The following is a 22,178-nucleotide window of genomic DNA, read 5'->3' as shown; positions in this document are numbered from 1 at the left end:
CACATGCCCTCAGCCCGCACCTCCGTTGGTAATAAGGAGTACGAGTACAAGGACAAGGATGAGCGCGCCGCGCAATCGCGGCGGACCAGCAACCATCGCGGGATGATTCATTCCGGTGATGCGGCGATGTGTGCTGCGCTGCGACATGTCGTTGACCGTACGGCACACCCTGTGGCTTGTCAACACTTACGTTTGTAATTGAACACAACGGATAACGCACGCCACCGTATGGACGTCCAGAAGTCCGGACGTCCATCGACGCGGGGCGTACTTTGCGGGCCATCATGGCGATTCAACCATTCGTCGACGTACGGTTGGTCAGGCCTTGTGCGCAAGCAGCCAGTCGTGCAGCGCCGCGTCGGTGGCCGCCAACGGCAGCGCGGTTGCCGGGCGCTGGAGCATCGCCGCCAGTGCCGGTGGCACGTCCAGCGGGTGGCCGAGCAATGGTTCCACCACGCTTTCGAACTTGGCGGCGTGGGCCGTGGACACCACCGCCCAGCTGGCGCTGTCGCCGGCGGCGCGCAACTGGTCGAGCAGATGCATCGCCGTGGCCGTATGCGGGCAGAACACCTCGCCATGCTGGCGTGCATGCAGCGCGATGGTTTCGCGGATGGTTGCGTCATCCACGCAGTCGGCCCGCAGCAGGTGGCGCAATACCGACGGATCGGGGTAGGTCCAGCGCAGCCGCTCGAAATTGCTCGGTGCGCCCACGTCCATCGCGTTGGCCAGCGTCGCCACCGCGTCGCGTGGCGTGTACTCGGCACCGCCGAAATAATCCGCCAGCGTGGCGTTGGCGTTGCATGCCAGGCGTACTTCGCCAATCGGCAGACCCATCTCGCGCACCCACAGGCAGGCCAGTGCGTTGCCCAGGTTGCCGGTGGGCACGATGAAGTTCAGCGGCTCGCCGTGCGCATGCCACCAGCGCAGCGCGGTGTACGCGTAATAGCTCATCTGCGGCAGCAGTCGGCCGAGGCTGATGCTGTTGGCTGACGACATCGGCACCTGCGCCTGCAACGCGGCGTCGTTCAATGCCGCCTTGACCATCCGCTGGCAATCATCGAAACGCCCATCCACCCGCAGCGCGGTGACGTTGTCGCCGAAGCTGCCCAACTGGTGCGCCTGGCGCGGCGAGACCTTGCCGTCGGGGTAGAGGATCACCACCCGCACGCCGGGCCGCTGGTGGAAGGCCGCGCCCACCGCGGCGCCGGTGTCGCCGGAGGTGGCCACCAGGATCGTCAACGGCTGGCCGCTCGCCCGCGGCAAGCGCTGCAGGCATGCCGCCAGGAAGCGGGCGCCGAAATCCTTGAACGCCGAGGTGGGCCCGTGGAACAGCTCCAGCATCAGGCTCTGCGGATGTTGCGGCAGCGGGCGCAGCGGGGCGTCGAACACGAACGCCTCCCCGCAGATGGCAGCCAGTTCGTCGGCCAGCGGGTCGCCGGCAAAGAACGGCGCCAGCAGCGTGGCGGCGGTGTCGGCGATGCTGCCGCGCGGGTCGAACGTGGCCGGGTCGATCCTGGGAAGTACCTCGGGCACATACAGGCCGCCATCCGGTGCCAGCCCGGCGGCAATCGCCTGGCTGATCTCCACCGAGGGGCTGCGTGCGCGGGTGCTTGTGTAGAGCAGGGGTTCGATGCGGCTCATGGATTGCCCTCGATGGCGGAAATGACGGCGGCAGCCGGGCCGTTCACCGGCGACACCAGGGCGTCGCTGTCCAGCCCCGCTTCGGCGAAGGCGGCGTGCATGGCGGCAGCTGCGCTCTCGGCTTCGGCGCGTGATTCATACCAGCCGAACACGCTGGGGCCGCCGCCGGAAATGCTGGCGCCCAGCGCGTTGTGATCGAGCGCGGCCTGCTTCACCTTGGCGAAATTGGGTACCAGCGCGGCGCGGCGCGGTTCGACCAGCACATCCTTCAGGCCTTCGCGCACCAGCGCGGCCTCGCCGCGGTAGCAGCCGGTGAGCAGCAGGGCCAGGTTCGTGCTTTGCGACACGAACTCGCCCAGCGCGTAATTGCCCGCCAGTGCGGCGCGCGCCTTGCGCGTTTCCAGCACGTAGTGCGGGTGCACCAGCGCGCAATGCCACGCTGCCGGCACCGGCACGCGCAACAACCGGGTCTTGGTGGCCAGCACCAGGCCGCCGAGCAGCATCGGGCCGAGGTTGTCGCCGTGCTGACTGCCGCTGGCCAGCGCCTCGCCCTGCAGCGCGAACGGATACAGCGCTTCGTGCGAAAGCGGCAGCGGCAGCAACGCATTGGCGGCCACCAGCGCGGCCACGCAGGAAGCGGCCGAGCCACCCATGCCCGAGCCCAGCGCGATGCCCTTGTGCAGGGTCAGCTCCAAGCCATGGTCCAACCCCATCGCCTTGTGGAATGCGAGCAGGGCCACGCCGGCGGTATTTTTCTGCGGGTCGGTCGGCAGCGCGGTGACGCAGCCGCGGATCGCGTCGATGCGTACTTCGGGTGCCTCGATGCGCCGCACCTCGGCGCGGTCACCGGGGCCGGCCAGGCTGTGGCCCAGGATGTCGAAACCCACCGCCACGTTGCCGACGCTGGCATAGGCCACCGCGCAGGCGACGTCTCGGCCGGCTTCGTTGCGTGCGGGAGCGATGGCGGACGCGTTCATGCGCGCACCCCCAGCGATTCGGCAATGCGCAGCAGGTCGGTGAACACGCCCGCGGCGGTGACCTCCGGCCCGGCGCCAGGCCCCTGCACGACCAGCGGGTTGTCGCAGTAACGGCGGGTGGTGAACTGCACGATGTTGTCGGTCAGGCGGGTGTGGGCGAAGGTGTGATCGGCCGGCAGGACCACCAGTTTCACGCTGGCGTGGCCGTGGCGGTCGAGGCTGGCAACGTGACGCAGCACGCCACCGCCGGCGCGGGCCGCGGCCAGCTGGCTGGCCATCGGCGCATCGAGTTCGGGCAGGCGCTGCATGAAGGCCTCGGGCGACAAGGCCGCCAGCTCGGCCGGCACCAGGCTCTGCACGTCGACCTCGTCCAGCGACAGCGGCCAGCCGGCCTCGCGCGCCAGGATCACCAGCTTGCGCGCCACGTCCATGCCGGACAGGTCGTTGCGCGGGTCCGGTTCGGTATAGCCCAGTGCATGGGCTTCGCGGACCAGGGTGGAAAACGGATGGTTGCCGTCGTGGCGGTTGCACAGCCAGGCCAGCGTGCCGGAGAACATGCCGTCGATGGCCAGCAGTTCGTCGCCGGTATCGAGCAGGTCGCGCAAGGTCTGCACGATCGGCAGGCCGGCGCAAACGGTGGCTTCGTAGCGGAAACGTGCGCCGCCGTTGGCGCAGGCGGCGCGGATCGCGTGCCAGCGGTCCAGCGGTCCACTGCCGGCCAGCTTGTTCGGGGTGACGACGTGGATGCCCGCCGCCAGCCAGTCGGCGTAGCGCTCGGCTACGGCGTCGTTGGCGCTGCAGTCGATCAGCAGGGCGTGGCGGCCGTCCTCGCCGGTGACGTGGGCGGCGAATTCGTCGAGGTTGCCCGGGCGCCAGATCTGGGCGCGCTCGGCGCCGCTACCGAGGCCGACGCGCAGTTCCGGGTCGTCGCAATCGAGCCACATGCGTTTGCTGGCGGCCACGCCGCACAGTCGCAGATCAAGCCCGGCATCGCGAGCCAGCCGCGGTTGGGCCGCGCGCAACTGCGCCAGCAGGGCACTGCCGACCCGACCGGGGCCGATCAGCCCGACAGCCAGTACGCGACGGCGCACGGTCGAGCCGGGCGTGGTCGCGGTCAGCGGCAAGGGCTGCAGTTGATCGACGAGTGGTGGTGCGCAGGTGTTCACGATTGCCTCTCCGGAAGAGGCCCGTGCTCGCTGGCGGTGATCGGTGTGTGCCGGCCCGCATCATCGAGGGCGGGGCCGTTTGCGTCTGTAACTCTATGCGCGCACGGATACCCACCCGAAGCCAGTAATGGTAATCGGGGTAATCGTGGCGGTAATGATCATGGCGTCGAACGACGGCGACACGGAGCCGCGATCAGGCGGCATGGGATGCATGTGTGCTGGCGTGGATGACGGCGACATGAAGTCGACCATAAAGGCGTTGCTGCACTGCAGTCAACAGATTCATTTGTAACTTTATGCGGCGCGCAGGGCGGCGCTTCCGGCGTGCTGCACACGCTGTGTGGATGGAATGCGGCGCCGCAACGAACGCCGCTTGCGCCGTACTGCGCCGATCGGTGCGCCGCCGATCAGTGCGCCAGGTCGATGGCGTAGGTCGCGGTGCCGTCGCCGTTGTCGCGAAGCACGCTGATGTTCGTCAGTCCTGCTGCACGCGCCACGGGCAGCTTGCCGCCGGGTGCGCTGAACACCACCGGGCCGCGGGTCTTGAGCGGCGCGAAACGCCAGGTCGCCAGTTCCAGCGCGGCGGCGCCGACGGTCCCGCGTTGTTCCAGCCACTTGGCCAGGATCTCGCGGTTGCCGTCCGCCACGCTGAGCACGATGCTGCCGCCGTCCAGACCGGGGAAATGGCCGCCACCGTTGGCGCGGTAATTGTTGGTGACCACGATGAACGGCTGGGTCGGGCTCACCGGCTTGCCGTGGAAGGTCAGTGAAACGATGCGCTGGCCCACCGGCTTCGACACGTCGATCAGGTAATGAATGCCGCCCTGGATCTGGTCGAAGTTGTAGCCGGTGAAACGCGTGTTGATCAGCGCCTGCTCGCCGGTTTTGGCCGGGTCGATCCGGTTGAAGCGCTGGGCGGATTTTTCCAGCCACGCCTTGACCCCGGCGCCGTCGGTTTTCACCGCGGCCAGGGTGTTGGGGTAGAAGTACAGGTCGGCGGCGCTGCGCAGGGTCAGCGGGCCGGCGGGTACGTCGGTGTAGTCGTCGACGCCGCCGAAGCCGGTGCGGAAGGCGGCCGCGGCGGAAAGCACCGGCACCTTCGCCAGCTCCGGATGCAGTCGCGGCAATTGGTTGCGCACGTAATCGGCCTGTGCCGCATTGACCGGCGCCAGCGCGGTCAGGTTGCCTTCGTCGGCGAAATAGCTGCTCATGCGCAGCGTGCTTTTGCCGATCGGGGTGTCGATGTAGGCGATGGCGGCTTCATGCGCTTTCTGCACCAGCGGTGCGATGGCGGGATCGGCGGGCACGCAATCATCCTTCGCCTTGCAGATCGGCCGCACCTCGCTGTGGCTCTCGTCGCGATTGACCACCCAGCGGCCGTCCTTGCGCTCCAGCACCAGCTGGATCACACCCAGGTCCTTGCCGAAAAAGCCGCCCATCACGGCGGGCACGCCGCGCACCAGGCCGCGTTTCGCGTCGACGTCCTTCATGCCCGCGTAGCGCGGGCCGGGGAACTCGGTGTGCGAATGGCCCAGCAACAGTGCGTCGATGCCGGGCACGCCGGCCAGGTACCAGCCGGCGTTTTCCATGGTCGGGGTGTACGGCGCCGTGTTGAGGCCACCGTGCAGGATCGCCACGATCAGGTCGGGATGCTGCGCCTGCAGTTGCGGCAGGTATTTTTTCGCCGCCTCGACCACGCCGCTGACGGTGACCTTGCCGGCGAGATTCCGCTTGTCCCAGTCCATGATCGGCGGCGGCGTGAAGCCGATGATGCCCACTTTCAACGGCACATTGAGCTTGCTGCCGTCGGCGGTGTACACCTCGATGGTCTTGGTCACCACCGTCCACGGCTGGAAGATCGGCTTGCCATCGCGCGCGCTGTATACGTTGGCCAGCACCAGCGGAAAGTGCGGCCCCGCGCAGCGGTCGGCGTGGCCGCCGTCGACATTCATCGGCGTGCCGGTGACCTGCGACAGGAAGCCCAGCCCGTAGTTGAACTCGTGGTTGCCGGCGGTGCCGCCGTCGTAGCCGACCGCGTCCATCGCCCGGTAGATCGCCAGCTCCTGGTCGCAGCGCACCGGTTTCACCAGCGCCTGGTAATCGGCCAGCACCGTGCCCTGGATGGTGTCGCCGCTGTCGAACAGGAAGGTGTTGGGGAACTCGTCGCGGGCGCGCTGGATCAGCGTGGCGGTGCGCTCGTAGCCCAGCGAGTCGTCCGCCTTCAGCTTGTGATAGTCGTAGCTGAGCACGTTGGCGTGGACGTCGGTGGTCTCCAGGATCGCCACGCTGGCGCGCGCACCATTCGGTGCCGCCACCGGATGCGATGGCTGGCTGGCGCAACCGGCCAGCAGCGCGGTGGCGAAAACAAGCGGGAGCAGCGCGCGGTTCGACATGGGGGAGGTCCGTGCGCCGTCCGGGCGCAAAGCGGCAGGATAGGCATGCGGCCGTGCCGGCGCCAATGCTGTCAGTCACGGTCGGCGATGATCACGCGATCTGTCATGTTCAACGACTATCATGCCGCGCTTGCGCGCCTCCGCCCTTCCACCGAGTACCGCCATGCACCGTTGTTCCTCCATCGCCGGCCACCTTGCCGTCGGCATCACGCTCTCGCTGCTGGGCGCTTGCGCCAGCGTGCCACCCACGACATCCGCGCATGCCGCGATCGATGTGCCGGCCATCCAGCGGCCGCAGGGCGAGACGCCGCAGTGGTGGTTCCGCAACGGTGCGGCGCAGGCCGCGCAGGCTTCCGCCCAGGCGCATGTCGATGGCCAGCGGGCGAAGAATGTCATCGTGTTCCTGGGCGACGGCATGAGCATCCCCACGATCGCGGCCGCGCACGTCATGGCGGGCCAGCGCAAGGGCGTGGATGGCGAAAGCTATCGCCTCAGCTTCGAGAAGCTGCCCTTCAGCGCGTTGTCGCGCACCTACGAAACCGATCAGCAGACCCCCGACTCGGCCGGCACCATGACCGCGATCATGAGCGGCGTGAAGACGCGCGCCGGCTTCATCGGCGTGTCGCAGGTGCCGACCCGGCAGGATTGCGCCGCCAGCCGCGGGCAGGAACTGGTGAGCACGCTGGAGCTGGCCGCCGCCGCGGGCATGAGCACCGGCGCGGTGAGCACGGCACGGATCACCCACGCCACGCCCGCGGCCACGTACGGCCACCTGCCCGAACGCAACTGGGAGGTGGACGCGGCGATGCCGGCCGCGGCACGCGCCGAAGGTTGCAAGGATTTCGCGACGCAGCTGATCGACTTTCCCGCCGCCAACGGACTCACCGTGGCGATGGGCGGCGGGCGGCGGAATTTCCTGCCCACCGGCGTGGCCGATCCGGAGTACCCGAAGAAAACGGGCGCGCGCAGCGATGGCCGCAACCTCATTGATGAATGGACGGCCAAACACCCCGACGGAAAATACGTCTGGAACACCGCCCAGCTCGATGCGCTGGATCTGGCGCACACGCCACGCCTGCTGGGCCTGTTCGAGCCGTCGCACATGCAGTACGAACACGACCGCTCGAAAGGCCCCGGCGGCGAACCCAGCCTGGCGCAGATGACGCGCAGCGCGATCACCGTGCTCAAGCAGAACCCGAACGGCTTCTTCCTGATGGTCGAGGGAGGCCGCATCGACCATGCCCTGCATGCGGGCAACGCGTACCGCGCGCTGGATGAAACGATCAGCCTGGCCGACGCGGTGCAGGCCGCGCTGGACGCCACCGACCCGGCCAATACGCTGATTGTGGTGACCGCCGACCACAGCCACACGTTGACCTTCGCCGGCTACCCGCGCCGTGGCAACCCGATCCTGGGCAAGGTGCGCGGCACCACCGACAGTTACGACGAGGAAAGCACGGGCGCTCTGGCGCACGACGCGACCGGCTTGCCGTACACCACGCTGGGTTTCGCCAACGGCCCCGGCTACACCGGTGCCAGCGACGAGCAGCCCGAGGGGCCGAAACATTTCCCGCACCAGCCGAAACATTTCACGGCGATCAGCAAGGGGCGGCCTGACCTCACCAATGTCGACACCACCGCTCCGGATTACATGCAGGAGGCGGTGGTGCCGCTGGGCGGCGAAACGCATGGCGGCGAGGACGTGGCGATTTTCGCCAGCGGTCCCGGTGCGGCGGCGTTCCATGGCGAGCTGGAGCAGAACGCGATCTTCCACATCATCGTGCAGCATGCGCCGCGGATCCGCGCCGAACTGTGCCGGTTGGGCGGTTGCAATGGCGATGGCGTGCCGGTGGATCGACCCACGCGGCAGGCCTGGCTGCAGCAGCTGGGCGCACCCGCCACCACCCGGTGACAACGCCGGCGCCGGAGTTGCCGATCGCCGCGCAGGTGCGGGTGATCGCCCATCGCGGCGCCAGCGCATGGCGGCCGGAACACACGCTGGCGTCGTACGCCAAGGCGATTGTTGACGGTGCCGATTTCATCGAACCCGATCTGGTGATGACGCGCGACGGTGTCCCGGTGGCGCGCCACGGCAACGAGATCGGCAGTACCACCGACGTGGCCGATCACCGCGCGTTCGCCAGCCGCCGCACGCGCAAGCGCATTGATGGCGACCTGGTCGAGGGCTGGTTCGTCGAGGATTTCACCCTGGCCGAGCTGAAACGCTTGCGTGCCCGCGAGCGGCTGCCACCGCTGCGCGGGACGCGCTACGACGGCATGTTCGCGATTCCCACGCTGGAGGAAATCATCGATTTCCTGGCGGCCCAGGCGAACCTGCACGGGCGAACCATCGGTCTCATTCCCGAGCTGAAGCACGGCAGCTATTCGCGCGGACTCGGTCTGCCGATGGAGGATCGCGTGCTGGATATCCTGGCCGCGCACAGCTACACGCGCCATGCGCCGGTGGAGCTGCAGTCCTTCGAGATCGGCAACCTGTTGTACCTGCGTCGCCGGCTGGGACCGGAACGCGCCAACATCAGCCTGCTGCAATTGATCGATGACGATCATCCGCAACCGGCGGATGTGCTGGCCGCGCATGGCACGCTGACCTATGCGCAGATGCTCACGCCCGCAGGTCTGCACCGGATCGCCACGTATGCCGATGCGATCGCGCCGCCGACGCGCATGATCATTCCGCTTGGCGCCGATGGCCGGCTGGCGCATCCGACCACGCTGGTGCGCGACGCGCACGAGGCGGGGCTGCAGGTGCAGCCGTATACGTTTCGCCCGGAAAACATCTTCATTGCCGCCGATTTTCACGACGGCGGAGCACCGGAAGCATGCAACGAGGCCGGCTCCATCGCCGAGATCCGCGCCTATCTCGCTACCGGCATCGATGGCTTCTTCACCGACGATCCCGCGTTGGGGCGCAAGGCACTAGAACAGCGCTGAAACCGCGTCAAATGCGGCAAAAAAAGCCTTTGTTATGCTGGCCCATTGTCGCAAGGGGAAAAGCTCTATGGGTTTTATCGCCAAACTGGTACGTCACAAATCAATCGAACACCTGCAGGCCGAGGCCGGGCAGCGCGGCGATTTCCGTCGCGTGCTGGGGTTGTGGCAGCTCACCGCGATCGGCGTGGGTGCGATCGTCGGCGTGGGTATTTTCGTTCTCGCCGGCCAGCAGGCCGCCGCCAATGCCGGCCCTGCGGTCGTGCTTAGTTTTCTCATCGCCGGCCTGGGCAGCGCCTGCGCCGCGCTGGCCTATGCCGAGTTTTCCGGCCTGATCCCGGTTACCGGCAGCGCCTATACCTACAGCTACGCGGTGCTGGGCGAGTTGTTCGCCTGGATCATCGGCTGGGACCTGTTGATCGAATACGCGCTGATCGTGGGCGTGGTGGCGATCGGCTGGTCCGGCTATGTGCAGGCACTGATCGAGCAGCTGTTCGGCGTGCACTTGCCGGTCTGGGCGCAGGGCGCCTACGACCCGCAAAACCCGGACAGCGGCAAGGTGTTCAACGTGATCGCCGCGGCGGTCACCTTGCTGATCGCCTGGATGCTGACGGTGAAGACCGAATGGGGCGCGCGCGCAAACACCGTGATCGTGGCGATCAAGGTGATTGGCGTGGCGCTGGTGATCGGCGTGGGCGTGTTCTACGTCAACACCGACAACTGGCACCCGTTCATCCCCGCGGCGATCACCAGCGAAGGGTTGACCCAGTACGGCTGGGGCGGCGTGCTGGCCGCGTCCAGCATCGTGTTCTTCGCGGTGTTCGGCTATGACACGCTGACCACGGCGGCGGAGGAATCGACCAACCCGCAGCGCGACCTGCCGCGCGCCGTGTTGCTGTCGCTGGCGGTGTCGATGGCGCTGTACGTGATGGTGTCGCTGGTGCTGACCGGCATGGTGCCGTACCAGCAACTGGCCGGCCCGGCGCCGGTGGATGCGGCGTTCAAGGCGCTGGGCCTGCACTGGGTGCGCGGCATCATCTCGGTGGCGGCGGTGGCTGGCATCACCAGCGTGATGTTCGCCTTCATGCTGGGCGCGGCGCGCATCTGGTTTGCGCTGGCGCGCGACGGCCTGTTGCCGAAATGGTTCGCCAGCGTGCACCCGAAGTACGGCACGCCGGCGCGCCCGACCATCATCCTGGGCGTGTTCACCGCGCTGGTGGCCGGTTCGCTGCCGATCGGCGAGGTGGCCGAGCTGGTGAATATCGGTACGCTGGCCGCGTTCATCATCATCTGCGGCTCGGTGCTGCTGTTGCGCGTGCGCAGGCCGGATCTTCCCCGCGGCTTTCGCACTCCGGCGCTGTGGCTGGTGGCTCCGGCGGGCATGCTGTTTTCGCTGTTCCTGATCATCGGCTGGCCATGGTTCAGCGATGGCCGCTTCCACCTGCTGGGCGGCCTGCCGTGGATCACCATCGAGCGCTTCATCATCTGGATGGCGCTGGGCCTGGTCATCTATTTCGGCTTCGGCATCCGGCACAGCCGGCTGGAACGCGAACCGTGATGTGACGAGGCGCCCGGCGGCAAGGTGCCGCCGGGCGTCGTCAATTGACCTGTTCGGCCGCGCGGTGCCGGCTGCTGATGACCCGGTCGCGGCCTTCGCGCTTTGCCTCGCGCATCGCCTGGTCGGCGCGGGCCAGCAGGGCTTCGATGCTTTCGTGCGGCAGCTGGCAGGCGGCCACGCCGACGCTGATGGTCAGCGGGCCGTCCGGCCGTTCGACCTTGCGTACGGCCTGGCGCAGCAGTTCGGCGCGCCGGCACGCCTGGGCCAGGTCGAGGCCGGGCAACAGCAGGGCAAACTCCTCGCCGCCGATGCGCGCCAGCAGATCCGTGCCGCGTGACTGCCTGCGCAACACCCGGGACAGCGCCACCAGCGCGGCGTCGCCGGCGGCATGGCCGTGGTTGTCATTGAGCAGCTTGAAGTGGTCGGCATCCAGATAGAGCAGGCATGCCGGCCGCTGTTGCTGGTGCAGCTCGCGCAGCGCCCGTCGGGCCAGTTCAAGGAAGCGGTTGCGCAACAGCAATCCGGTGAGATCGTCGGTGTTGGCGCGCTCGCGCAGTTGCTGCTCCAGTTGAAACTGCGCAAACAGCGTGCGTGCCATGAAGGCCCGCAGCACAGTCGACAGCATGATCGCGATGAACATGTAGACCACGTACTGCACCAGCCGCGTGTGGTCGATGTCGCCGAGCAAAAGCATCGGCAGCGGGCCCAGCGCACATAGCGCCATGGCGCAGAGGAAGTCCCAGCGGGCCAGCCAGATCACCGACGAAGCCACCGGCAGCAGCAACCCCGGCATCACGCCCGAGGCGCCGTGGACATTGCCGATGCTGTTGAGGTTGATGCCGCCTTCCAGCAACAACACGCACAGCAGCGCGAGCAGGCTGAGGTGTCGTGGTTCGCTTGCGCGGCGTGCCGTCATTGCCACCAGCAGCAGCGGCAGCAGCGGCGCCAATCGCAGCGGCAACGGCAGGGCCGAGCTGCGGATGAAGGTGCTGGCGATGGCCGCCACGGCATAAGCCAGCGTGGCCACCAGCATCAGCGCATGGATCATCGGGCCACGCTGCCGCGCCAGATAGCGAACGTATTCGCGGCGCTGGTCGGCGTCGTCGGTGTGTCGTCGGCTCTCGAACAAGGCGGCCATGGAGGTCTCGTGGGTGAAGCGGTGCGGGAACGGATCAACTCGCAAAGACACTGAGGGTGACTCAGCAAGATCGATGCCAAGGCCACGCCAGTGGGTGGGGCCGTGACCTTCGGCATGGGTTAAGCGCAGGGGCGCCGGTCTAGCATCGACGGGCCGTATCTCTGTCATGACAGCTTTGCCTGCGAAACACGCTCCAGGCGAGCCGCGTGGCTTCGTTTGCGCTGCGGGTGCGGCGCTGCCTGTCGGGCGCCCGATCCGATCCCTTTCCCCGGAGAAGCTTTTGAAACTCACCAGCCTCACTTCAGCCCTCGCCGCCGCTGCCCTCGGGATCAGCTCCTTCGCGGCTTTCGCCGATGTGCCACCGCCGCGCGATGTGCCGTTCGAAGGCACCGTGCAGATCAACGTGGATGCCACCGACGTGGCCCATCGCATCTTCCGCGTGCACGAGGTCATCCCGGCGCAGCCCGGTCCGCTGACCCTGCTGTACCCGCAGTGGCTGCCGGGCAACCATTCGCCGACCGGGCCGATCGACAAGCTGGCCGGCCTGGTAGTGACCGCCAACGGCAAGACGCTGCCGTGGAAGCGCGACACGGTGAACGTCTACGCCTTCCACGTCGATGTGCCGGCCGGCGCCAGCAGCGTGGAGGTGGCCTTCCAGTTTCTCTCGCCGCAGGAAAGAAACCAGGGCCGCGTGGTGATGACACCGGAAATGCTGAACCTGCAATGGAACGCCAGCTCGCTGTACCCGGCCGGCTACGCCACCAAGGGGATCACCGCCAAGGCCAGCGTGAAATTCCCCGCCGGCTGGCAGTTCGGCAGTGCGCTGGAAGTGGCCTCGCGCGACGGCGACACCGTGCACTTCAAGCCGATCAGCTACAACAGCCTGGTCGATTCGCCGATCTACGCGGGCAAATATTTCAAGCGCGTAGACCTGGACCCGGGCGCCAAGGTGCCGGTGCACCTCAACATCGTGGCCGATGCGCCGAAGTATCTGGAGATCACGCCGGAGCAGCTGAAAGTGCACCGCAACCTGGTGCAGCAGATGTACAAGCTGTACGGCGCGCGCCACTACAACCACTACGATTTCCTGTTCTCGCTGAGCGACAAGATGAGTGGCAACGGCCTGGAGCACCACCGCTCCAGCGAAAACGGCGTGGGCACCGGCTACTTCACCGAGTGGGACAAGAACGTGCTGGACCGCGACCTGCTGCCGCACGAGTTCAACCACTCGTGGGACGGCAAATACCGTCGCGGCGCGGACCTCACAACACCCAGCTTCAACGTGCCGATGGAGGACTCGCTGCTGTGGGTGTACGAAGGCCAGACCCAGTTCTGGGGCTTCGTGATGGCAGCGCGCTCGGGCCTGTGGAGCGAGGTGCAGACCCGCGATGCGCTGGCCGAAGTGGCCGCGCGCTATGACCGCGGCCGCCCGGGCCTGGCCAGCTGGCGCAACCTGCAGGACACCACCAACGACCCGATCATCGCCCAGCGCGCGCCGCTGCCGTACCGCAACTACCAGGCCAGCGAGGATTACTACTCCGGCGGCCAGATGATCTGGCTGGACGTGGACGCCAAGCTGCGCGACCTCAGCCGCGGCAAGCACTCCATCGACGATTTCGCCAAGGCGTTCTTCGGCATGAACGACGGCGACTGGAGCGTCAACACCTACGTGTTCGAGGATGTGGTCAAGACCCTCAACGACATCCAGCCGTACGACTGGAGCAGCTACCTGCGCACGCGGCTGGACGGCCACGGCCCGCTCATCGGCGGCGTCGAGGCACACGGCTGGAAGCTGGTCTACGACGACAAGCCGTCCGACATGGTGAAGGCCGTCGAGGCACGCCGGCATTCCGCCGACCTCACCTATTCGATCGGCCTGTCGATCGGCAAGAGCGGCGCCATCGGCGACGTGTTGTGGGACAGCCCCGCGTTCAAGGCGGGCATTTCCCCCGGCATGACCGTGGTGGCGGTCAACAACCGTGAGTACGATGCCGACGCGCTGAAGGACGCGGTCACCGCCGCGGCGAAGGACAAGAACCAGCCGGTGGAATTGCTGGTGAAGAACTTCGACGAGTACAAGACCGTGCGCATCGACTACCACGGCGGCCTGAAGTACCCGCACCTGGTGCGCGATGACAGCAAGCCGGACACGCTGGGCAAGCTGCTCAAGGCACGCTGACTCATGCCTTTCCTTCCCCCGCTTGCGGGGGAAGGTGCCCGGAGGGTGGATGAGGGCGCTTTTCGCCGTGCAAAAGCGAAATCAAGAGTCCCCCATCCGCCTTCGGCACCTTCCCCCGTAAACGGGGGAAGGGAAAGCTGGGGCCTCCCGCGCTGCAGTCGCTACACCGACAGCGTGCGTCCGCCATCCACGCGCACCACCTGCCCGGTCACGAACGGCGCATCGCGCAGCAGCCACAACACCGCGCCGGCCACGTCTTCGGGCGTGCCGGCACGCTGCATCGGCGTGCGCGCCAGCATGGCCTGTTGATCGTCATAAGGTTTGCCGTCGCTCGGCCACATGACGGCGCCGGGCGCCACGCCGTTGACGCGCACCTGCGGCGCCAGATCCAGTGCCAGCGAGCGCGTCATCGCCGCCAGCGCTGCCTTGGCCATGCAGTACAAGGGGTGGTTCGCCAACGGTCGCTCGGCATAGATGTCCAGCAGATTCACGATACCGCCCTGTGCCTCGCGCAGCGCAGGCACGGCCGCCTGGCTGAGGAAGAACGGCGCCTGCGCGTTGGAGGCGAACAGCTCGTTCCATTGCACCGGTGTGGCCTCGCCCAACGGTGTGGGATAGAACGCGGAGGCGTTGTTGACCAGCGCGTCCAGCCGGCCGTAATGCGCCAGCAACGACTCGATCAGCACCGGCAGCGCCGCGGTATCGGCGAGCTCGCCCTGCAGCAGCAAGGTGCTGCCGGCACGTTGACGTTCCAGCGTCTCGGCCAGCGCGGTGGCCTCGGCGGCGGAGTGGCGATAGTGCAGCGCCACGTCGTAGCCGGCCGCATGCAGCGTGTGCGCGATCACCGCACCTACGCGGCGGGCGGCGCCGGTGATCAGGGCGACGGGACGTTCAGTGGGTGACTTCATGCATCGGTTCCACGGCGATTCGACCCACAGCTTGCCGCAAAGCCCGGCCGGGCGTCACCGCCACGCTGCGGCCACGCTCATTCCGGCGTGGGCTTGCGCGGTTTCCGGCTGACCGTCTTGTGCGCCGCGCCGGCCGCCTTGCTTGCGCTGCCCAAGACGTTGCGCGCCGTTTTGGCCGCCTTGCGCGCGGTGCCCGCCACCTTGCGTGCGGCGCCGACGACGGACTTCTCCCCGCTGCTGCGCGACGGTTTCGCTTTCGGCTTGGCCGGCGCGGTGCCATCACCAGCGCCTTCGTCGGCGTCACCTTCGACGGCGATCTCGCTCTCGAACATCTCGATCGCCGTTTGCGCCACTTGTCCCGTGTCGTAGTACGCATACGCGCCCACGCCCAGTGCACCGATCACCGGCAGCCAGCGCGAGAGGCCCTTGTTCAAGGTGCGCTGGGTGATCTTGACGCCCACCTGGCGCGCCACCCGCTGCGCCACGCTGTGCGACATGCGGCGGAACACCAGCCGGTCGCCCATGCGCACCACCAGGTCGCGAAACGCCTGCGCCGCGGTATGCCGGAACAGGCACCACAACATCTGCTCGCGCCCCAGCGTGGCGTGCCGGCCGTAGGCGGCGGCGATGTCGCTGACCATCTGGCCCTGGATTTTCCAGATCGCCACCAACTCCGGCAGCAAGGTCAGCCAGCCCAGCGGGCCGGGCGGCAAGGCCAGTGAACCGGCCGCCAGCGCCGCGCGCTGGGCCGCGCGGGTGGCGAGCTTGCGCGCCTCGCTGTCCGGGTCGGTGCTGTGGCCGATGCGGCTCGCCGGTACCTGGCTGACGAAGTCCAGCACGGCCTGCGCAATGCGGCCGTGGTCGGTGGGCATGAGGGTGGCGGGAACGTTTTCGCTGCGACTTGGCATGCGGACTCCGTGGCGGCGTGCCGGTGTGGACGCACTCACTCGCCAGTGTAGGCACGCGACGTGAAGCGCGGGTGGCGCCACGAGTTCGCAGGAGCGACTTCAGTCGCGATGCCTTTCGTCGATGAACCAGAAGCATCGCGACTGAAGTCGCTCCTACAAAAAGCCGGGCTTTCCAGCGGCCCGTGACTTGCGGCAGGGGGCGCTTGCGATTGAATAGATATGTTATAACATAACAATAAATCTCCCCGCCCCACTGGAATCCCTGATGAACCCTTCCCTGCTCGCCGCGAGCCTTGCCGTCGCGCTGGCCGTGCCGTCCACCCGCGCCCTTGCGGCCGATGCGCCAGCGGCAACCGCGCTGCCCCAGGAGAGCAATGCGCAGAATCTCAGCGTCATCGACGTGTCGGCCGCGCTGGACCAGGCGCGCAACGCGCTGTCGCCCGACACCGGCAGCAGCCAGTACGTGATCGACCACAAGGCCATCGCGCAACTGCCGCTGGGCGCGTCCACGCCGATGAACCAGGTGCTGCTGCAGGCGCCCGGCGTGGTGCAGGATTCCTACGGCGGCCTGCATGTGCGCGGCGATCACGCCAACCTGCAATACCGCATCAACGGTGTGATCATCCCCGAGTCGATCTCCGGCTTCGGCCAGACCCTGGACACGCGCACGATCCAGACCGTGAAGCTGCTCGACGGGGCGCTGCCGGCACAGTACGGCCTGCGCACGGCGGCCGTGGTCGACATCACCACCCGCAGCGGCCATGACCTTGGCAACGGCGGCAGCGTGGGCATCACCGGCGGCTCGTTCGGCACGCTCAATCCGAACGCCTCGATCTGGGGCAACGCCGATCGCTGGAGCTGGTTTTTCACCGGCAACTACATGGAAAACGACGCCGGCATCGAAAACCCCACCGCCAGCCGCAAGCCCGTCCACGACCACACCAACCAGGCCCGCGGCTTTGGCGACATCAGCTACCTGATCAACGACACCACCCGCCTCAGCTTCCTGTTCGGCGTCAGCAACAACCGCTTCGAAATCCCCAACAACCCGAATCAGCAACCCGAGTTCGGCTACCTCGATACGGTGGATTTCAATTCGGCCGATCTGAACGAGCGTCAGCGCGAAAACACCCGTTTCGGCGTGCTGGCCCTGCAAGGCAAGGTGGGCGCGACGAACTATCAGGTGTCACTGGGCCAGCGCTACACCAGCGTGGCCTACAGTCCGGACCGGATCGGCGAACTGATGTTCAACGGCGTCGCCTCCGACGTCGGCCGCAGCAATCGCGCCAGCACGCTGCAGGCGGATTTCGCGATGCCGATGGGCAGCAGCCACACCTTGCGCTACGGCCTTTACGGCAGCTTCGAGCGCGCCGCCAGCGGCAACGATGCGTGGGTGTTTCCCGCCGATGCCGACGGCAACCAGGCCAGCACCACGCCGCTCAACATCCTCGACAACAGCCGCCTCATTGCCAAAACCTGGTCCGCCTACGTGCAGGACGAATGGAGCCTCGGCGAAGACTGGACGCTGAACTACGGCCTGCGCGGCGACCAGTACCAGCTGACCCGCACCGAGAGCCAGTTGAGCCCGCGCCTGGGCCTGGTATGGCAGGCCAGCGACAGCACCGTGGTACATGCCGGCTACGCGCGCTACTTCACGCCGCCGGCCACCGAGATGATCGCCAGCAGCAACATCGCCAAGTTCGATGGCACCACCAACGCGGTGGCCGACAGCGGCAACAACACCCCGCTGGCCGAGCGTTCGGACTACTTCGATGCCGGCATCCAGCAGACCATCGGCACGGCCTGGACCATTGGTGTGGACGCGTACTACCGCAAGGTGCAGCGGCTGCAGGATGAAGGACAGTTTGGCTCGGCGCTGGTCTATTCCACCTTCAACCTGGCCGACGGCCGCGTGAAGGGTGTGGAATTCACCGCCAATTACGCGCAGGGGCCGCTGTCGGCGTACTTCAACGCCTCGCTGGGCAAGGCCATCGGCAAGCGCATCATCACCAGCCAGTACAACTTCGATCCGGCTGACCTGGCCTACATCGACAATCACTGGACCCTGCTGGATCACGACCAGAAGCTGACCTCGTCCGGCGGCATCCACTACGCGTTGAACGATCGCACCAAGGTCGGCGCCGATTACCTGTTCGGCAGCGGCCTGCGCAAGGACGGCGACGTGCCGAACGGTGCCTCGCTGCCGGCGTATTTCCAGCTGAATCTCAACGTCGCGCATGACTTCATGCTGGGTGACAGCGGCAAGCTACACACGCAACTGGCGCTGCTCAACGCGCTCGACCGCAGTTACGCGCTGCGCGATGGCAGTGGCATCGGTGTCGGCGCCCCGCAGTTCGCCCCGCGCCGTGGCGTCTACCTCAGCGTGCAGAAGGATTTTTGAGGAGCCGGGAACAGGGAATGGGGAAGAGGGAATGGCAGGAGCGGTGGGCCGTATCCACTATGCTTGCGGCGCTATCACCACCCGTCAAAGCCGATGCCTTCCCGACTCCCCGAACCCAGCGCCGACGAGCGCGCGCATTCCGACCATCTGCTGCAGCTGCTGCGCGAGATGATCGCCTCGCACGGGCCGTTGCCGTTTTCGCAATACATGGAGCGCTGCCTGTACGCGCCGGGGCTGGGCTACTACAGCGCCGGCCGCACCAAGTTCGGCGCCGCCGGCGACTTCGTCACCGCGCCCGAGCTGGGGCCGTTGTTTGCGCGCTGCGTGATCCACGCGTTGCAGCCCACGCTGGCGTCGCTGGGCGACGAGGCGGATTTCCTCGAGCTGGGCGGCGGCAGCGGTGCGTTTGCCGAAGCGGCCTTGCTGGCCTTCGCGGACAGCGGCACGCTGCCGCGTCATTACCTGATTCTTGAGCCCAGCGCCGACCTGCGCGAGCGCCAGCGCGAACGCCTCGCCGCCGGCTTGCCGGCCGATCTGAATGCCCGCGTGCGCTGGCTGGATCGTCCGCCCGAGCAGGATTGGCGCGGCGTGCTGTTCGCCAACGAGGTGATCGACGCGCTGCCGGCCACGCGTTTCACGCTGCGCGACGGCGAGGTGTACGAGGAATACGTGGCGCTGGATGGCGAGGGCCGCCTGATGCGCGTCGATCGCCCCGCCGATGCACTGGTAGGTGGCGCCGTGCGCCATGTCGAGCGCGACATCGGCAACGAGTTCCCCGCCGGCTACCGCTCGGAAATCCTGCCGCAGCTGCCGTACTGGATCCAGGCCGTGGCCGGTTCGCTGGTGGCGGGGCTGATGCTGTTCATCGACTACGGCTACGTGCGCCGTGAGTTCTACCTGCCGCAGCGCGACGACGGCACGTTGATGGCGCATTACCGCCACCACGCGCACAACGATCCGCTGTACCTGCCGGGCCTGAACGACCTCACCGCCTCGGTCGATTTCACCGCCCTGGCCGAGGCCGGCAACAGCGCCGGCTTCTCCGTGGCCGCCTACCTGCCGCAGGCACAGTTCCTGATCGGCGCCGGCCTGCAGGCCATCTTCGAGCACGAGCAGGCGCAGGCTGCGGACGAACACGCGCGCTACCGCCTGTCGCAGCAGGTCAAGACCTTGATGCTGCCCGACCAGATGGGCGAGCGCTTCCAGGCGATGCTGCTGGCGCGCGGACTCGACGTGCTGGCGTTGCCGGCCGAGCTGATGGCGGCCGACCAGGGTGGCCGGCTTTGAGCAAGGCGATGGACGTCCAGACGTCCGGAAGGTTGCGTTGGCATGGGGCTTGGTTGGTGCTGGGCGGCGCGATCATGCTGTTCGTGACATGGATGGCGCTGACGCCGGACCCGAGCATCACGTTGTCATTCACCTACGGCGACAAGCTGCTGCACGCCACCACTTTCTGCTGCCTGATGGGTTGGTGGGGCAACATCTACCGCAGCCCTCGCACCCGCGCCTGGATCGCGCTGGGCTGCCTCGCCTTTGGTGTGTTCATCGAATTCGCGCAATGGCTGGATCCGCCACGCGACGCCAGCGGCTGGGACGTACTGGCCGACGTCATCGGCATTCTGGTCGCGCTGCCGTTGCTGCGCACGCCATTGGCCCGCGTGCTGGCGGGCATCGAAACGGCTGTTGGTCGCAGGCGCGCCCGGTGAGGGGTCAGCGCGCCCACACGCCTGGCGTCATCGCCTGCCGCTACTGGCAGCCGCGGCAGGCGCGGTGACGGTCGGTGGTGTCAGTGGCTGCACCGGTAGGGCGTCGTCCGGCCGGCGCACCAGCTTGCCGCGTTTGAACAGGTCGCTGGCGACCTGGTAGTAGGCGATCGTCTGGGCGATCTGCTCCTCGTTCTGCGGTGTGATGGCGGCGCCGTCGCCGGTGACGTAATCCGGCTTCATCTGCTCCAGCTTGCGGCCGGGTTCCAGCACGGTGAGCACGTCATTGTGCAGATAGCCCAGCTTTTCGTAGGTGGCCGGGAAAGCGCGTTCGCGGCCCGGTTCCAGCTGGAACACGTCGTAGCCGAAGAAGCGCGAGCGGTAGCTGAGGTCGAGCAGGCCCAGCAACGTGGGGGCGATGTCGATCTGGCTGGTCAGCCGCTCGACCCGCTGCGGCTTGATGTGCGCGGGCGCGTAGATCCACAGCGGGATGTGGTAGCGGTTCACCGGCACGCTGGTCTTGCCCGCGCTGGAGGCGCAGTGGTCGGCGGTGATCACGAACACGGTGTCGTTGAAATACGACTTCGCCCGCGCCCGCTTGATGAAATCGCCGATCGACCAGTCGGTGTACGCCACCGCACCGGCGCGGGTGTGCTCTGCCTGCTTCACCCGGCCTTCGGGGAAGGTGTACGGGCGGTGGTTGGAGGTGGTCATGATGTGCAGGAAGAAGGATTTTCCCGCCGCGTGGATCTGGTCCATCTGGCCCAGTGCCAGCGTGTACAGATCCTCGTCGGCCACGCCCCACACGTTCTCGCTGTGGATCGTGGCGCTCTTCGGGATGTCGCGACGGTCGACCGTGCGGTAGCCGTTGCTGCCGAAGAACTGGTTCATGTTGTCGAACTCGCCGTAACCGCCGTAGACGAAGTCCGACTGGTAGCCGCGGTCGTTGAAGATGTCCGCCAGCGAGAACAGGTTTTCGTTGTGCTTTTCCTTCAGCAGCGAGTCGCCGGGCGTGGGCGGCACCGACAGCGACAACGCTTCCAGCCCGCGCACGGTGCGCGTGCCGTTGGCGTAGAGGTTGTCGAAGAACATGCTCTGGCCGACCAGCGAGTCGAGATACGGCGTGATGCCTTCCTTGTTACCGAACGTGGCCAGGTAATCGCCGGACAGGCTTTCCACGCTGATCAGCACCACGTTGAGGTGCCGCTCCGGCCCGGCATGGCGGATCGCGCGGGTGAGGTCGCGCGGGTCGTCGCTGACATAGGTGGCGTCGGGCGTCTTCAGCATCTCGCGTACGCGGCGGAACGCTTCGTCCTCCGGCAGGGTGCGGTAGAACTTCGCGTAGTCGAGATGGCTGCTGCGGAACGCGTTGAAGAACTGGTAGATGCCGTTGCCGGCCAGTTCGTTGACGTAGTTGTTGCCGGTGCGGTCCTTCATGCCGCCGTTCACAGCGGCGACCGAGATGATGGTCAGCACCAGCCACAGCAGCGCCACCTTGCCGCGCTGCCAGAAGCGGCTGCCGTCATCGCGCGCGCGCAGGCCGCGCCGGCTGATCGCGAACAGCACCAGCGCGCCGACCACCAGCAGGGCCAGCCAGCGGTCGATCGGGTACGACTCGCGGATATTGCCGATCACCTCGGTGGTGTAGACCAGATAGTCCACCGCGATGAAATTGAAGCGCACGCTGAACTCGTTCCAGAACACCAGTTCGGACGCCGCCACGAACAGCAGCCCGTATAAAAGCAGCAGGGCGAAGCCGTACAGCACCCACTGGCCGGCACGCGAGGTATAGGTGAACGCGGTCAGTGGCAGCACGAACAGGAACGGCAGGATCGCCGGCCAGGTGGTCCTCAAGGTGGCGTGGTACATCAGGTGCAGCACCACCAGGCAGAGGGCGCAGGTCAGCACCAGCGCGGCGGCGCACAGCAGCCAGCGCCGCAGCCCGTGCATGCGTCCGGTCCGCGTCGGCACCAGCCACAGGAACAGCACCATCGGCCAGGCCACGTAGATGAAGGTGATCAGGTCGTAGCCCAGCCCGACGCCGAAGGCGTAGAGCAGGTTGCCCGGCGTGTGCGGCACTTCCGCGCCGGACATCACCAGCAACACCACCCGGGTGACGAACGCGATCGCCAGGAAGACGATGCCCAGCCACAGCAGCGGGCGGAAACGCTGGCGCAACGTTGAAGAGGGCGGGTAGGTGCGCGACACGGGCAGCTCCAGCAAGCGTGGGGTTGATCGGCGTCCCGGGCGGGCGATC

General features: G+C 67.1%; 15 protein-coding genes. 7 read left to right on the top strand and 8 right to left on the bottom strand.

Annotated features, from left to right (window positions below; translation table 11 throughout):
• Nucleotides 1–318: 318 nt before the first annotated feature.
• The 4 genes from thrC to ACFPK0_RS14225 all read right to left on the bottom strand — a co-directional run bounded on the left by thrC (nucleotide 319) and on the right by ACFPK0_RS14225 (nucleotide 6,177).
• Entirely contained in the window at nucleotides 319–1,641 is a 1,323-nt protein-coding gene (thrC, locus tag ACFPK0_RS14240) for a threonine synthase (RefSeq protein ID WP_377341680.1), read from the bottom strand.
• Complete coding sequence (locus tag ACFPK0_RS14235) at nucleotides 1,638–2,618, bottom strand: homoserine kinase (protein ID WP_377341678.1); 981 nt, start codon at nucleotides 2,616–2,618, stop codon at nucleotides 1,638–1,640. The genes thrC and ACFPK0_RS14235 overlap by 4 nt, the downstream gene beginning before the upstream one ends.
• On the bottom strand, nucleotides 2,615–3,784 hold the full coding sequence (locus ACFPK0_RS14230) for a homoserine dehydrogenase family protein (protein ID WP_377341676.1): 1,170 nt from the start codon (nucleotides 3,782–3,784) through the stop codon (nucleotides 2,615–2,617). Before ACFPK0_RS14230 ends, ACFPK0_RS14235 begins: the two co-directional genes overlap by 4 nt.
• A 407-nt stretch (nucleotides 3,785–4,191) precedes the next feature.
• A complete protein-coding gene (locus ACFPK0_RS14225; protein WP_377341674.1) occupies nucleotides 4,192–6,177 on the bottom strand; it encodes a bifunctional 2',3'-cyclic-nucleotide 2'-phosphodiesterase/3'-nucleotidase in 1,986 nt (661 codons plus the stop codon).
• A 163-nt stretch (nucleotides 6,178–6,340) separates the two neighbouring features.
• On the opposite strand from ACFPK0_RS14225, the gene ACFPK0_RS14220 reads away from it, so the two are divergent.
• From ACFPK0_RS14220 to ACFPK0_RS14210, 3 genes are all read left to right on the top strand, one after another.
• A complete protein-coding gene (locus tag ACFPK0_RS14220; protein ID WP_377341672.1) occupies nucleotides 6,341–8,089 on the top strand; it encodes an alkaline phosphatase in 1,749 nt (582 codons plus the stop codon).
• A complete protein-coding gene (locus tag ACFPK0_RS14215; protein WP_377341670.1) occupies nucleotides 8,086–9,129 on the top strand; it encodes a glycerophosphodiester phosphodiesterase in 1,044 nt (347 codons plus the stop codon). The genes ACFPK0_RS14220 and ACFPK0_RS14215 overlap by 4 nt, the downstream gene beginning before the upstream one ends.
• A 67-nt stretch (nucleotides 9,130–9,196) precedes the next feature.
• Nucleotides 9,197–10,684 carry an amino acid permease gene (locus tag ACFPK0_RS14210; RefSeq protein ID WP_056084421.1) on the top strand — a complete coding sequence of 496 codons (1,488 nt, stop codon included), beginning with the start codon at nucleotides 9,197–9,199 and terminating at the stop codon, nucleotides 10,682–10,684.
• 40 nt (nucleotides 10,685–10,724) lie between these two features.
• On the opposite strand, the gene ACFPK0_RS14205 is transcribed toward ACFPK0_RS14210, so the two are convergent.
• Nucleotides 10,725–11,822 carry a GGDEF domain-containing protein gene (locus tag ACFPK0_RS14205; RefSeq protein ID WP_377341668.1) on the bottom strand — a complete coding sequence of 366 codons (1,098 nt, stop codon included), beginning with the start codon at nucleotides 11,820–11,822 and terminating at the stop codon, nucleotides 10,725–10,727.
• 280 nt (nucleotides 11,823–12,102) lie between these two features.
• Between ACFPK0_RS14205 and ACFPK0_RS14200 the strand changes: the two genes are divergently transcribed.
• The gene (locus ACFPK0_RS14200; RefSeq protein ID WP_377341666.1) at nucleotides 12,103–14,001 is read left to right on the top strand and encodes a M61 family metallopeptidase; all 1,899 of its coding nucleotides are present in this window, start codon (nucleotides 12,103–12,105) and stop codon (nucleotides 13,999–14,001) included.
• A 161-nt stretch (nucleotides 14,002–14,162) separates the two neighbouring features.
• On the opposite strand, the gene ACFPK0_RS14195 is transcribed toward ACFPK0_RS14200, so the two are convergent.
• Together ACFPK0_RS14195 and ACFPK0_RS14190 are read right to left on the bottom strand one after the other, a co-directional pair.
• Complete coding sequence (locus ACFPK0_RS14195) at nucleotides 14,163–14,909, bottom strand: pteridine reductase (RefSeq protein ID WP_377341664.1); 747 nt, start codon at nucleotides 14,907–14,909, stop codon at nucleotides 14,163–14,165.
• A 77-nt stretch (nucleotides 14,910–14,986) separates the two neighbouring features.
• Nucleotides 14,987–15,817, bottom strand: a complete 831-nt coding sequence (locus ACFPK0_RS14190; protein WP_377341662.1) for a hypothetical protein — start codon at nucleotides 15,815–15,817, stop codon at nucleotides 14,987–14,989.
• Nucleotides 15,818–16,082: 265 nt separating this feature from the next.
• Here ACFPK0_RS14190 and ACFPK0_RS14185 point away from each other — a divergent pair, with 265 nt between their 5' ends.
• The 3 genes from ACFPK0_RS14185 (at nucleotide 16,083) to ACFPK0_RS14175 (ending at nucleotide 19,924) form a co-directional block, all read left to right on the top strand.
• The gene (locus tag ACFPK0_RS14185; protein ID WP_377341660.1) at nucleotides 16,083–18,218 is read left to right on the top strand and encodes a TonB-dependent receptor; all 2,136 of its coding nucleotides are present in this window, start codon (nucleotides 16,083–16,085) and stop codon (nucleotides 18,216–18,218) included.
• A 93-nt stretch (nucleotides 18,219–18,311) separates the two neighbouring features.
• Complete coding sequence (locus ACFPK0_RS14180; protein WP_377341658.1) at nucleotides 18,312–19,505, top strand: class I SAM-dependent methyltransferase; 1,194 nt, start codon at nucleotides 18,312–18,314, stop codon at nucleotides 19,503–19,505.
• A gap of 8 nt (nucleotides 19,506–19,513) precedes the next feature.
• Nucleotides 19,514–19,924 carry a VanZ family protein gene (locus ACFPK0_RS14175; RefSeq protein WP_377341656.1) on the top strand — a complete coding sequence of 137 codons (411 nt, stop codon included), beginning with the start codon at nucleotides 19,514–19,516 and terminating at the stop codon, nucleotides 19,922–19,924.
• Between the two features lie 27 nt (nucleotides 19,925–19,951).
• On the opposite strand, the gene ACFPK0_RS14170 is transcribed toward ACFPK0_RS14175, so the two are convergent.
• Nucleotides 19,952–22,129, bottom strand: a complete 2,178-nt coding sequence (locus tag ACFPK0_RS14170) for an LTA synthase family protein (RefSeq protein ID WP_377341654.1) — start codon at nucleotides 22,127–22,129, stop codon at nucleotides 19,952–19,954.
• Nucleotides 22,130–22,178: the final 49 nt, after the last annotated feature.

It is taken from the genome of Rhodanobacter ginsenosidimutans, from assembly GCF_042655685.1.
Classification (GTDB): Bacteria; Pseudomonadota; Gammaproteobacteria; order Xanthomonadales; family Rhodanobacteraceae; genus Rhodanobacter; species Rhodanobacter ginsenosidimutans.
Note: the sequence above shows the minus strand (reverse complement) of the source record. Positions and strands in the feature narration are given on the sequence as shown.